The following is a 13,183-nucleotide window of genomic DNA, read 5'->3' as shown; positions in this document are numbered from 1 at the left end:
CACGCCATGACTCATGTAGACCACATCCTGATCGTCGACGACGACCGCGAGATCCGCCAGATGGTCGCCGACTATCTGCAGAAGAACGGCCTGCGTACGACCACCGCCGCCGACGGCCGCGAAATGCGCGCGGCGCTGGAGACCAGCGACGTCGACCTGATCGTTCTCGACGTGATGATGCCCGGCGAAGACGGCCTGTCGCTGTGCCGCGGCCTGCGCGCCGGCCCTCACCGCGCCGTACCGGTGGTGATGCTGACCGCGCGCGACGACGAGACCGACCGCATCGTCGGTCTGGAGATGGGCGCCGACGATTACGTGGTCAAGCCGTTCTCCTCGCGGGAACTGCTGGCCCGCATCAGCGCGGTCATCCGCCGCACCCGCATGTTGCCGCCGAACCTGCAGGTCAGCGAGGCGGCGCGCCTGATCGGCTTCGGCCAGTGGCGCCTGGACACGACCGCGCGCCATCTGCTCGATGCCGCGGGCACGGCCTACCCGCTCAGCGGTGCCGAATTCCGCCTGCTGCGCGTGTTCCTCGACCATTCCCAGCGCGTGCTCAGCCGCGACCAGTTGCTGAACCTGACCCAGGGCCGCGACGCCAATCTGTTCGATCGCTCCATCGACCTGCTGGTCAGCCGCCTGCGCCAGCGCCTGCAGGACGATCCGCGCGAACAGGCCTACATCAAGACCGTGCGCAGCGAAGGCTATGTGTTCTGCCAGGCCGTCACCCTGCTGGACGAGGCGCCATGAACGCGGCGCCGCGCTGGCGCTGGTTGCCCCGTACCATCGCCGCGCGCCTCACCCTGATCCTGTTCGCCGGCCTGCTGCTGGCGCACGCGCTGTCGTTCGCGTTGTTGTTCTACGAACGCTACGTCTCGGCGCGCTCGATGATGCTGGGCAACATGGAGCAGGACGTCGCCATCAGCGTGGCCTTGCTCGACCGGATGTCGCCGGCCGAGCGCCGTCAGTGGACGCCGCGCCTGGAGCGCCGCACCTATCGCTACCTGCTGCAACCGGCGCAGGCCGGCGCACCGCTCTCCAGCGAACGCGCGCGTCAGGTCGCCGCGTTGATAGACCGCAGCCTGCAGCACCGCTATCGGCTCGTGACCACGGCGGTCTCGCAATCGCCGGAGCGTTTCCAGGTGCAGCTGAAGTTGGCCGACGGGCAGCCGCTGACCCTGGAAGTGACGCCGTCGGTGATGCCGATCGCGCGCTGGCTGCCGTGGGTGCTGGTGGCGCAACTCGCCTTGCTGCTGCTGTGCGCGTGGCTGGCCGTGCGCTTGGCGACCCGCCCGTTGGTGCGGCTGGCCGATGCCGCCGAGCGGCTCGACCCTGCCCATCCTTCGGCGCCGCTGAGCGAGTCGGGGCCGGTGGAAGTGGCCAAGGCCGCGATCGCCTTCAACGCCTTGCAGGCGCGTATCAGTCACTACCTGGCCGAGCGCCTGCAGATACTCGCGGCGATCTCGCACGACCTGCAGACCCCGATCACGCGCATGAAGCTGCGCGTCGAGAGTATGGACGCCAGCCCCGAACGCGCGCGCCTCGGCGAGGACCTGTTGCAGTTGGAGCAACTGGTACGCGAGGGCATCGCCTACGCGCGCAGCACCCACGGCGCCACTACCCCGCCGGTCCAGCTGAATCTGCAGGCTTTGCTCGACAGCGTCGTCTGCGACTACCAGGACGCGGGCAAGCCGGTGCGCCTGAGCGGCCATAGCGATCTGTCGCTGACCACGCGCCCGCAAGCGCTGCGCCGCGTGCTCGAGAACCTGATCGACAACGCGATCAAGTACGGCGGCAGCGCCGACGTCGGCGTTCGCGCCATCGCGCCGGACCGGTTCGCCATCGACGTGGACGATGCCGGCCCCGGCATTCCCGAGGAGCACATGCAGGCGGTGCTGCAGCCCTTCCATCGCCTGGAGAGCTCGCGCAATCGCGATACCGGCGGCACTGGATTGGGATTGGCGATCGCCGAGCAGTTGGCGGCTCACCTGGGCGGCGAGTTGCAGCTCACCAATCGCCGCGAAGGCGGGTTGCGCGCGAGCCTGGTGTTGCCCGTCGTTGCCTGAGGCAAAGCGCGGCGCCTGCCCTTCGCTGCAGCTGAACCAGTCAGCTTGAATGTCGGCCGCGACACAGCGGCTGCGATCAGCCGCTGCTGGGGCCGCTGGCGTCGCCGAACCAGCACAGCGCATCCAGCTCCGCCGGCGACAGATAGCGCACGATGATCTCCGGTGCGTCGGGCGGATGGATCAGGCGCACGGCGGTCGTCGTCTGCTGCTCCTGGTAATGCGTCTTGGCGGCATGGCAGGCGCCGGCGATCGCATCGGCGCGCGACGAGTACGCCACCGGCGGCACATCGGACGCTTCCGCGCGCACGCACCAGGCGCCAGGCTGTTCTTCGATGACGTCGTAAAACTGCACTGTCCTGGCGACTCGACCGTCGCGCCCCCTCTTGTTGCTCCTGGCGTGGAGAATAGCTTGCCGGAGCGCGGAAGACGCAAGTTGCTGGGCTAAATGTCACAGCTGTGAAACCTCCGCCCAGCGCAGGGGGCCGAGCGCGATCCGGTCGAGGATCGGGGGCGCCGATCGTGTCGCTGAGCCGGAAGCGGCATCGAGCCTTGGTCGCGCCGGCCGGAACAGGGCAGTGTCCATTTGGCCTGCCCTGGCACCAGGCTGGGATGGGCGAGGACCGCGCACCGGCGACCGCGGTCGCCACAACGGCCGAGCGTGCTTGCCTCGACTCGGGACGGTGTGGAAGATCACATGGAGGGATCGTGCTGTAAGAATGCTAGCGTCGAGGCATGGAAAACCGCTGCGCATTTCGACACACAGGTTTCAAGCGCGAGTCACGAATACCGAAACCCGGAGCGCGATGAACGACACCGTTTCGGCCGGAAGAGCGATCTCGAAGTCGTCCGGATTTTTCCCGTAGGGTCGAAGGTGTTCGCGCGGTCGCCCCGCTTCAATCGCAGCGAACCTTCGCGAAGGTGGGCGAGCGTCGGGGCCACGTCATTGCCGCGGTCGATGATCGTGCGAGACGAGCGCATCGCATCGCTCAATTCGAGGGGCGCAAAGTGTTGGGCTGCGCACTGACGGACAGCGGGCAAGCATCGGGTCAGGCTCGCCGAAGTTTGTTCGGCCGTTGCTCGGGGGCGGTCCGGTGTCGCCGCGATTCGCTACGCAGCGCCTTGCGCCCTGACCAGATAGCCGATCATCGAGACGATCAGCCAGATGGAGGCGAAGGTAATGGGCGCGGCCAACAGTGCCCTCCACCTCCATCCGGTGCCGCTGACCTTCGATGCCTTCTGCAGTCCCGCCACGATGTAGACGGATCGATTGCCGATGTAGATCGAGAGCAGTACCGCGAGCGCATAGGACGCATAGGTGAGCAGGTTGCTGCCGAATTTCGCTCCGACATAGCCTACGGCGGCGACGAGCGTAGTCCACTCGACCACGCGGAAAACCTCTTCCGACAGCCTTCTGAGTTTGTACTCGAAGCCGACTTCCTTCTGCAGTCCTGCCCAATCCCTGGTTTCGTGGTTCATGGAGGTTCCCGCTTCGGTCGTGGACTGATGAGCACAACGCGGACGGCGCCCCATGCCGGCCATGGTCCGGCTTCAAGGCGACAATCCGCGTTCGGTGGGTATGTCGTGCGGTGATTGAAACAGGCATTACTGGGACGATGGGCGAATGCGTTGCCCCTTGGTAGGCTCGCCTCGCGTCACCGGCGCACCATCGGCGAGGTAGTGGGTGAACTGCGCGGGCAGCGCGGTCGAGCCGTTGAACTTCGGGCCGTCCTGCAACTGATAATGCAGATGCGCTTCCGAGGAATGGCCGCTGTTGCCGCATTCGCCCAGACGGTCGCCGGCATCCACGCGGTCGCCCCGTTTCACACGCAGCGAGCCCTTGCGAAGGTGGGCGAGCATCGAAAACTCGCCGTTGCCGTGATCGATGATGACGCGGTTGCCGGTCAGGTCCCTGGCATTCAACTTGCCGGGCGGATTATCGGCGACGTAGTCCACCACCTCGACGACTTCGCCCGCGCCCGGCGCCAGGATCGGCTTGCCGAAGCAATAGTAATCCTCATTGCGAAGTCCATCGCCGGCATGAGTGGCGCTGCCGCGAACGATGGCCAGGTCGGCGGCGAAACGCTGGCCGACGAATTCGGCATGGTAGTTCTGCTCGAGCGTGCGGCCGCCCCAGAACACCATGAACTCTTCCTCGAACGGCAATTGCAGCGCGGTCTTGGTCCGATAATCGAGGTGCTTGCTCGGAGCGGCCTGTTTCGGCGTTCTCGGCTCCTGGACGACGGAAAAATCGGCGACCTCGCCATCCTTCGCGAACGACCAGATAACCAGGTAGATATCGGGAGACTTCTCGAACCGGACCCGGCGCCTGTACACGCTCGCGAGGGGGTCTTCGCTAACGGACTCTTCGAGGACGGTCTGCTCGACGCCCAGATGAGTGTCGATCTGATCGCGAAAGCTCGCGAGGCCGTCGCGGGTCTTGAGTGCGCCTTGCATTCTGGCGCCGAAGCTATCCCATACGGTATCGATTCGTTTCGCATAGAACGCGGCAGTCAGATCGGCGCCGGCTTTGCGCGCATCCAGTGCATGCGCAGTCGTTGCATGAAGCAGTGCGGACAGCAGGATGAGCAAGAGATAGCGCTTCATATCGCAGCTCCTGTATCGCATCAGTTTCTCTGATGCTCTAGATCGCGATTTAGCGCGATCGCGGAACTGCGACAGCGCCGCCTGTCTCAAATTCGACACGCATGCCAGCCAGAAGAATCGGTCGAACGTTCGTCGTGGAACTCGACGCGAGTAGGCGATCGATGCGCAAACAGGAAAACGCAGAACGCGGCAGGCGGCGGCCGCGCTTCCAGCGATTCCCTCTATCGCTTCGATGCCGTGCGGATGCGCCGCAGCAGCGTCGTCATACCGGCCGAAAGCGGTGGTTTGTTATCGGTATGTTAGTCTTCGTGAGCAAAGTGAACGCCGGACGTCCGCGCAGGACGCGAACCCAAGGAACGGACTCATGAGACAGACAGGCAAGTGGATGATGGTCGGCGTGCTTCTGGCTTTCGCCACTGCCGATGCGCGGGCTCAGGGAGCCACCGACATCGGCGCCAGCATCGACATATCCTCGTACCGGTTGAACCCGCCCGTGTATCCGCGCGAAGCCATCGAGGCCTGCGTAGCCGGCACGGCGGTCTTGCTGATCGATATCGACAAGGACGGTCAGCGCAGCCAGGCCGTGGTCGAACGTTCCAGCGGCTACGCCTATTTCGATCAAGCCGCCATCGAGGCGAGCAAGCGCTGGAAATACAACCCGGCGACGGAAAACGACCAGCGCGTACCCGGCAAGGTGCGCATACCGGTCGACTTCGCCGAGTACGACGGGTGCTGGACGGCCGCCCCGGACGTGGAAGCCCGTCTCGCGGCCGCTTCATTGAAGGAGCATCCGCCGAAATGGCCGGCGATCGTCGCAGAGCAACATCTGAGCGGCCTGGTCGTGCTGCTGATCCAGGTCGACAAGGACGGCACCAGGAAGAACGTGAAAGTCGGCGTATCCAGTGGCGACCACGACATCGACCAGGCGGCCATGCTCGCAGCGCTCGATTGGGAGTTCCAGCCGGCGACGCTGAAGGGCAAGCCGGTGCGGTCCTTGCTGCAGCTGCCATTGCCGTACGGCCAGCAAGAAGCCCGCTAAAGCCTCTCTGAGCGCTCCATCCGTCCTGAACTGAACGTATGAATCCACGTGTCGGCGGTCATGGGGCGCTTCGAGTTATTTTCTATCCAAGCCCGTGAGGTCTTAGCGTAGTGAGAAATCTTCGATATGCCCGATTCCTTTCGGAAAGAAACCGCCAAATTCAACGGTGCTGAACAGGATGGAAGAAAATCAGATTTATCCAGCAGGCTTTGATTTCGTGTGGATCGGGCGTGATGAAAAGGGTCGCCTGGCGGCTTTCGTCACTGCCGGGGGCGGTCAGATTCCGAAGAGCCTGCTCGGCAAGAGCGGCGAGATGCTATGCGATATCGAGAGAGCGATTCTCGACCTTCCTGAGGTCTCTGGCGTGAAGCTTCACGTCGAAGTTCCCAGGCCGGATGACTTCATCGCGATGGCAGAGCGCGGGTTCTTTGTATTTGATTGGCGCGATGTGCACCGAGCGACAAAAGAGGAAAGCGGCTGCTACGAGCTCGTCGCGACTCCCTTGCAACCGGCGACCTTCGCAGAGGCCGCGGCGGAGAAAATAATCCAAAATGTGCCGCTATCTGATTTTGACCTTGGTGCCGTAACGAAGATTCGCTTACGAAATGTGGATGGATTCATCGGTCCTTATCCCGAGTGATTCGCTCGGGACCTGCCGATCGACCGTCCCTTCAAGAGGGCGTCTGGTCGCTGCCCATCGCTGCAGTTTGAGGGGGCGAGTTGCTATTTTACAGTCTGTGGATTGAACTCATGAAGCCTATATGTTGCGGCGCGCTGGTGGGCGTACTGGTATTCTTCGCGAACGGAGCGTATGCGCAAGACGTCCCAAGCATCGATGCGCGCGTGGATCGGATGTCGAAGTTCCGCCATCCCCCGGTCTATCCCAAGCAGGCGATCCACACCTGCGCCTCAGGCACGGCGGTCATCATCATCGACGTCGATGCCGATGGTCGTTTCATCGATGCCGTCGTCGAGAAGTCCAGTCGCAATGCCCATCTCGACCGGGCCGCGCTGGAAGCCTCGCGCCGGTGGGGCTACAGCCCCGCGAGCGACGAGCAGGGCCGGAAAGTGGCGGACAAGATCCGTATTCCGGTGGATTTCGAAGCGCACGAAAGCTGCTGGACCCAGCTCATGCCCGACACCCCGGCCCGACCCGAGCCGTCGTCGGTAGAGCGCTCCCCGCCGCGGTGGCCCGCTATCATCGACGAGAACGGGCTCAGCGGGGAGGTCGTGTTGCTGGTGCTGCTAGAAGAAGACGGCTGGAAGCATGCGGTCAGGGTCGAAACCACCAGCGGCGACCCGGATATCGATTACGCAGCCGTGAATGCCGCGGAGAATTGGAAATATGAGCCGGCGCTGCTCGACGGCAAGCCCGTGCGCACGATTCTGCGTTTGCCGATGCGTTACGGCAAAGGCGAGCCCGCTCGCTGACGCAGCGTCTTGGGGGCAGTGAGTTCGGTGTGAGCAGGGGCTCGATCTGGATCGCACCAGCGGTAAACGAATCGACATTCGGAGATCGGCCTGTCTCCACCGCGGTCAATGCGCTGACTTATAAAGTTCGCGAGCGGGTGCTGCCAAATCGTGGAGCTTCAGTTGGCGTAGGGCGGAATCAAGCCCGCCCTACGCAACCTCCAGGTTAGCGCGATGCGTATGCATCCCAAAGCGGCCCTTCCATCCTGCCGCTAAAGATGAGAGTGGCGCCGTCAGAAACCGGCTCGTACCCGCACGCAAAAGAGCGAACTCCGTACTTGAGCGCCAACCGTTCCGCTCCATGTCTCAGTGATGTCGCCGTCTGCCCCGATGCAGAAGTCGTGTCCTTCCACTCGAAGATGATCAGAGCATCGGTAACCCCTTCCGCACAGATCAACTGGACTAAGGGCTGGGAAATTGAAGCCTCGCCAATCAAAAGTCTATTTGTTCTTAAGCTCAACATCCCAGGAGAGGGCGGCTGTGCTGAACTGAAGACGGAAATATAATCACCCAGGTGAGCACCGGCCTCCATCTCAAATTCGCTTGCCGAAAGATCAAAAGGCGGCTCTGTGGAAAGGAGCTCCGCTACAAACGGTTCTAGCGCGCCTACCGGAACCGCTTCGAACACTAGCTCTATCAATTGACCCATTGTGGCCCTGCCTTCTCCTGAGTACTTCAAAAAATCCTCATAGTGCCATCCATCGAACGAGCTAGTTACGCCCGCCGCCTCTGCTCGGCGCCACCCAAAGAACAGCGCTACGGTCCAAGCTAAGAGAGTCAATGACTTCATCAATCACCTCTTCCCGTTTACTCGCGGAATCGAGGCGTAAAGTGAATTGTCCTGCCGGCTGATGAAGAAAGGAAATTAGCTCAATGATGGAGCCAGACTTTAGTTGGGCACCGATGGATCTCCATGGTCCGAGACCTGCCTCATCGCCTTCTAAAAGCTTTCCGCCGAAATAGGTGGTTAGCAGCAACTCATCCAGTTGCAGGATCGCCATTTCAATGTAATCACCACTGGGCCAACGAGTACTCGGGGGCAACGGGGTCATTGTTATATCGCTCAAGTAACAGTAGAGATGTGTGCCTTCGTGTGCCTGCACTCTTGGGCCAATAGGTTGAAAGTTGTTTCTCGGTCGGAACTGAACGAGTCGAGGTCGGTCGTCAAACAGAACTCCGCCGCACAAATGCTTGACTCCTTGCTGATAGAAACCAGTTGCATCGCGAATAGTAACTAGCACCAAAAATCGATGCCAAAAAGGGCGGCGCGACGAGGGTCTTGAGCTTCATGCGCTGCCAGGGAGTGAGCTTGTCCTATTAGGCCGACGGGGAAGCTGCAAAAGGTCCGACGCCATCAATGCTGAAGATCCACGGCTCAAGAGCCGACACGGAAAAGACTTCCAGTACGTGGCCCGTGGCGAATACCAGCGCCGGATCGAAGCCAGCAGTGGAGCTCTGGCTGCGGCATTCAACGATCATGTTTCCGACAAGAACCGATTGAAGTGAAGGAACGTCGACCTCGTCAGATCCCATCAGGAACTTCCCTGTCTTGAGTACTCGCCACGCGGTCAGCAGCCTCAGATGCCATCCATGGCCGTGAATCAGGAGACAAGGATCCGTGTAGGTCACATTCCTAGCCACGAGCGGGAGCTGCCGAGCTAGCATTTCCATGCTATTCGAGTTCATGCTTAATCTCGTTGCTCCACATGTGTTCTTTCCCCGACGTAATTCCGGCGTTCTGCGGTTGTAGCTCCCCATGGAAGGTGCGGCACTGCACCTTCAGGTGTAACTGGTCCGCCATTCGCGTGGTCAAATGACCTTCTTCGTGGAGCTTGACCCGAAGGGTCCATGGCTCGCGCGGTGACGCCGTTCGGAAGCTCGTACGCACTGTTCTGCACTTGCCCATGCGTTACGGCAAGGATGAGACTGCACCTTCTCGGTGAACCATGACTATCCAGGCTTGTGCAGTTAAGCAATAACCCGCAATTAGCTATGCACCATCAATAACGGCTTTGTCGCGGCCAATCCTGCTTGTTCCGTAGCGGATTGAACGCACAAGCCGCCAGGTAGTGGCTTGTGCGTAAGTAGATAGATAACTTCGTCTAATCTGTATAGCCGATGCTCTTCTCGACAGCAGCTATTAGCGATTCCAGCGATTGGTCGCGAGCACTAACCCCTAATCGTTGTAGGAACTGAGCGAGCTCTTGCTGCAAATCTTCAGCCGCGTACTCGATTGGGTCGGATCTATTAAGGAGAACAGAGTGGACCGGCTTTATCAGTCTGGTTTCAGAATTATCTGAACTCGAAATTAGCCTGAGACGCATTCCTTCGGAGTCATAAGCAACATATCCGGAGATGTCAGGAGATTCGACATACTGCTCGAGATCATGTGCCGTCCGAAAGAGTAGAACATCTCCATTGTCGATAAGAACTATCGGATTTTTCATTAGAAGCCTCCGTAGTATGACTGGCCTATAGCCTCCTTTCGGTGGGCCTATGCCCGAAAATGATATCTACTTCTACGTTTGTCCACGAATCGCCCCAACTATTTCGCCTCGCCACACGCCCTCCGGGCTCGGCGCACGGACAATGATGGTGGCAGTTAAATCGCCGTCAGAGACAGTCAACTCCATTCCATCTACTAGGGTGAGCGAATGATTAGAAAGATCGCTTTCAGTTCCTGAGCAGTTTAGGCGGATGAAGCCGTCCGGGTCGAAGTTATTAAAGTCCGCGTAGATAATCATAAATCACCTCAATCAAAGTTCCGGCGCTCTAACTTTGGCACAGGGTTATCACGTGTTGGTGTCAAGAGCTGGTTAGCCCTGTCTGGTTTCAGCCCGCTAACCGTTACATGTGTTGGTGACTTCCCGGCTGTTCGCACTACTTCGCCGCCGCTCGCGCGGATCTGACCGGCTGTAGTTACCCCCACTTGATTGTGAGCGACATTTGAGCAGAGCTGACATAGAGTGGCTCCATTTGCGCTCTCAGCAGAAAATCCTCTGACTCCTGATGGATGGTCGCCGATTCCTTTTGCAAGGCCTTCAACCGAATTTGCTCCGATGGGGGAACCGCCACGAACAACAAGTGCATTGTCTGCAAGTCTTGCAGTGCCATTTGCAGCAACTCGACCGGCGACGGAAAGCAGAGCGCGAGTCGGGATCAACGCTTCCCAGGGGGCCGCTATAGACTCGACTGCTCCGCTACCTGATGGAGCGGTGTAACTCAGATCGCAAAAACCACAGAGGGCCTCTGCAACTCCCCACGCTAACAGATTTGGACCATTTCCTCCCTTTGGCGGGCTGGCGCCAGAATGCCTATATTCGTTCTCGAGATCACGTGATTGCCGGCCGTCTGGGTCCGTGAATCTGTAGGGGTTGTTATTGGCGTAAACATAACGACCAAAGTTCGCACCAACGGTTATGTCTACTGATACCGGGTCAACTGACAGCATCCTTCCGACATCCGCATCGTAATAGCGCTGCTGCATATAAGTCATCCCAGTCGCGCCATCCATGACATGACCGGTGTATCCCACGCCGTCATAGGCGGGCTTATTGACGGCGGCTCCATAAGGCTCCCAATCGGTCGGATCGAGGACCGTTCTGTTCGCGTCTGTCGCAGCAACAGGGCTACCGAGGGCGTCGGTATGTTGATACTTGACTGCCCATGCACCCGCGCCCGTACGCTCGCGTTGGACGAGCTGGCTGCCGGCCAGGTAGACGTACTCGGTTTCCTTGCTGGTTGCCTCGTTGACGCGCCGTACCAACTGGCCGGACTTTGCGTAGTGACTCGTTACGTTCCCATTGGCCCCCGCGGTCAACACGCGTAGGCCGCCGGCATCGTAGAGATAGCGCTCCAGAATCCCGGTGGAAGCGGTTGGCGCGGGCGTGCTGTCGTCCGGGATGAAGGTTCCGCCACCGTCGCCGGGTTCGGACGGTCCCAGGCAGCCTGGGCCGGAGGTGCAGGTTGAAGCAGGGGGCGACGCGGCTGCTTTGACTTCGCGCAGGCGATTGCCGTAGTCGAAATCGTAGGTCACGCCATTCTTGTTCGACAGATTGCCTTGTGCGTCGTAGCCCAGGCCGATGATGCTTTGGCCATCTGCATTCTTGATGTTGATCAGTTGGTTGCGGGGATCGTAGTGATAGCGGCGATCCTTGACGCCGCCCAGCGACCAGGTCCGCAGGTTGTCGAGGGCGTCGTAGCTGAAGCGATGCCAGCAGTCTCCGCCGAAGCTGCAGGAGCCAGCGGCCGTGAGCCGGTTCAGGTCGTCATAGGCCATCCAGCGGCTGTAGTGGTCGCCCCTCAAGCGATCCAGAATCTGCGAGACGTTGCCGGCGGCATCGAATCCGGTCTCGTGATCGAGCACGCCGGCGTCGGTGCTGCGCGCCGGCAACTGCCGGGCGTTCTGGGTCATCGTGTGCTGGATGCCGTTGCCGTAACGGAACGTCTGGATCGCGCCGTTCGGGTAGTAGCCGATATCCGATGCATACACTTGGCCGGAGGTATCTCGAACCGTCTTGGTCTGGCCAAGCGCATTGGGCAAATACTCGACGACCATGCCACTGGGATAGGTCGTACGGTTCGGATTACCGTTCGCGTCATAGCCGTGGATGACGGTCGACGCGGGAAGGCCCGCGCGGCTGACCGACTCGCTCTCGAGCATGCGGCGCCGGTTATAGCTGTAGCCGTTGACGACCGGGTCGCCTTGGTTGGCGCTGTTATAGGTCGTCAGTACCTGAGGCAGTCCGTCCGGGGTATAGGTCCAGATCTGGTTGCCGCGGCCATCGGGGAAATTCAGGGCGGTCAGGCGGTTGCGGACGTCGTAACCGCGTCCGATGGCACGGCCGGAAGATTGGGCCTCTGAGCGGTTGCAAGCGGTGGTGCTGGGCAGGTTCAGCCCGCTGGCGGACCATGCCAGGTTGCCGGCTGCGTCGTACTCCATCACGGTCGAGCCGGTCTCCGGTTCGATCACTTTGCAAAGGCGCTGATGTTGGTCGTACACGTAACGACGCGCCAGCGCCAAGGGGGCAGGCACGCTGTATACAGCTGAGCCGTTTAATAGAGGGCTAGAACCACCTTCCGGCGAGATGCCATGAATATAGATTTTCTTGTTGGCATGTTCCTGCCGCATTGTCGGCGTCAGCGGAATCGAAAAGCGGTAGGCCGTGCCTTGAGCGTGGCAGGTTGCCGCGACCGCGGGTTCGCTAGGCTGATTCGCGGTTTGCACGGCGACGAATGTCCCGGTGCCGTAGGCGCCTCCCACGTACATATGCACGTCGATGGACTGATTCCTGCCGGTCGAACAGGCCCAGCCGAAGACTTTGTACTCACCGTTGGCCAGGCCGACGGTATCGATGGAACCGGTAACTTCCGTTTGAGTTACCGTGACCGATACCGGTGCGGATGAAGTGGCTCCACCATTGTTGTCGACGGCTTTCGCATAGACCGAATAGGTGCCGACGGCGACGTTGTTTACGGTGATCCCATAAGGTGCGCTGGTCGCGGTGCCGATGTGGTTGCCATTGGCGTAGTACTCGACCCGAACGACTTGCCCATCCGAGTCCGAGGCGTTTGCGGTCCAGGTCATGGTCGCCGGAGCGATGAAGGGGCCACCAGTCGGAGCGTTGATTGTCACCGTTGGGAGATTGCCGCCGGGTGCGATGACCTGGATCGTAATGGTCTCGCTAGCCCCAGCACCGTCCGCGACGGCCTGGCCGGTGAAGTGATGCGTGCCGATCTGCAGGCCGGTGAAGGTGTGCGACAGCCCGTACGGATTGCTTGCGATCAACTGCCCGTTATGGAACAGGTTGACCTGCTGGATCGGAATGCCGTCGTCGTCGTTGTATCCGTTGACGCCGACGGTCACGGTGGCAGGCGCTACGACGTTGCCGTATTCCGAGGACGTCATGGTGACGTACGTGGCGTTGGCATCGGTGACCGCGCCGATCAACAACAGCGTCAGCAGCAGTCGGGAAATCATTGAGTACAGCATCGGGGTCGGTCCTTC

The 13,183-nt window shown here is 60.8% G+C and carries 12 protein-coding genes; 5 read left to right on the top strand and 7 right to left on the bottom strand.

The window, feature by feature from the left end:
* Nucleotides 1–6 precede the first annotated feature (6 nt).
* Nucleotides 7–747 carry a response regulator gene (locus tag LC490_RS01600; protein WP_223619074.1) on the top strand — a complete coding sequence of 247 codons (741 nt, stop codon included), beginning with the start codon at nt 7–9 and terminating at the stop codon, nt 745–747.
* On the top strand, nt 744–2,063 hold the full coding sequence (locus tag LC490_RS01595; RefSeq protein WP_223619073.1) for an ATP-binding protein: 1,320 nt from the start codon (nt 744–746) through the stop codon (nt 2,061–2,063). Before LC490_RS01600 ends, LC490_RS01595 begins: the two co-directional genes overlap by 4 nt.
* A 76-nt stretch (nt 2,064–2,139) precedes the next feature.
* On the opposite strand, the gene LC490_RS01590 is transcribed toward LC490_RS01595, so the two are convergent.
* The 3 genes from LC490_RS01590 to LC490_RS01580 form a co-directional block, all read right to left on the bottom strand.
* Nucleotides 2,140–2,415: a hypothetical protein gene (locus tag LC490_RS01590; protein WP_223619072.1), complete on the bottom strand. Its 276-nt coding sequence runs from the start codon at nt 2,413–2,415 to the stop codon at nt 2,140–2,142.
* Nucleotides 2,416–3,170: 755 nt separating this feature from the next.
* Complete coding sequence (locus LC490_RS01585; RefSeq protein WP_223619071.1) at nt 3,171–3,539, bottom strand: hypothetical protein; 369 nt, start codon at nt 3,537–3,539, stop codon at nt 3,171–3,173.
* A gap of 126 nt (nt 3,540–3,665) precedes the next feature.
* The gene (locus tag LC490_RS01580; protein WP_223619070.1) at nt 3,666–4,667 is read right to left on the bottom strand and encodes a M23 family metallopeptidase; all 1,002 of its coding nucleotides are present in this window, start codon (nt 4,665–4,667) and stop codon (nt 3,666–3,668) included.
* A 385-nt stretch (nt 4,668–5,052) separates the two neighbouring features.
* Between LC490_RS01580 and LC490_RS01575 the strand changes: the two genes are divergently transcribed.
* The 3 genes from LC490_RS01575 (at nt 5,053) to LC490_RS01565 (ending at nt 7,137) form a co-directional block, all read left to right on the top strand.
* Entirely contained in the window at nt 5,053–5,706 is a 654-nt protein-coding gene (locus LC490_RS01575) for an energy transducer TonB (RefSeq protein ID WP_223619069.1), read from the top strand.
* A gap of 178 nt (nt 5,707–5,884) precedes the next feature.
* Nucleotides 5,885–6,346, top strand: a complete 462-nt coding sequence (locus tag LC490_RS01570; RefSeq protein WP_223619068.1) for a hypothetical protein — start codon at nt 5,885–5,887, stop codon at nt 6,344–6,346.
* A 110-nt stretch (nt 6,347–6,456) separates the two neighbouring features.
* Nucleotides 6,457–7,137, top strand: a complete 681-nt coding sequence (locus tag LC490_RS01565; RefSeq protein WP_223619067.1) for a TonB family protein — start codon at nt 6,457–6,459, stop codon at nt 7,135–7,137.
* A 205-nt stretch (nt 7,138–7,342) separates the two neighbouring features.
* Here LC490_RS01565 and LC490_RS01560 read toward each other — a convergent pair whose 3' ends face one another.
* The 4 genes from LC490_RS01560 to LC490_RS01545 all read right to left on the bottom strand — a co-directional run bounded on the left by LC490_RS01560 (nt 7,343) and on the right by LC490_RS01545 (nt 13,168).
* Complete coding sequence (locus tag LC490_RS01560; RefSeq protein WP_223619066.1) at nt 7,343–7,966, bottom strand: hypothetical protein; 624 nt, start codon at nt 7,964–7,966, stop codon at nt 7,343–7,345.
* 527 nt (nt 7,967–8,493) lie between these two features.
* Nucleotides 8,494–8,862 carry a hypothetical protein gene (locus LC490_RS01555; protein WP_223619065.1) on the bottom strand — a complete coding sequence of 123 codons (369 nt, stop codon included), beginning with the start codon at nt 8,860–8,862 and terminating at the stop codon, nt 8,494–8,496.
* 833 nt (nt 8,863–9,695) lie between these two features.
* Nucleotides 9,696–9,920, bottom strand: a complete 225-nt coding sequence (locus LC490_RS01550; protein ID WP_223619064.1) for a hypothetical protein — start codon at nt 9,918–9,920, stop codon at nt 9,696–9,698.
* A gap of 8 nt (nt 9,921–9,928) precedes the next feature.
* On the bottom strand, nt 9,929–13,168 hold the full coding sequence (locus LC490_RS01545) for an Ig-like domain-containing protein (protein WP_223619063.1): 3,240 nt from the start codon (nt 13,166–13,168) through the stop codon (nt 9,929–9,931).
* Nucleotides 13,169–13,183 lie beyond the last annotated feature (15 nt).

The sequence above is a fragment of the Lysobacter sp. ESA13C genome, from assembly GCF_019970005.1.
In the GTDB taxonomy this organism is placed as follows: domain Bacteria; phylum Pseudomonadota; class Gammaproteobacteria; order Xanthomonadales; family Xanthomonadaceae; genus Lysobacter; species Lysobacter antibioticus_B.
The sequence above is the reverse complement of the archived record's forward strand: the minus strand, read 5'-3'. Positions and strand labels throughout refer to the sequence as shown.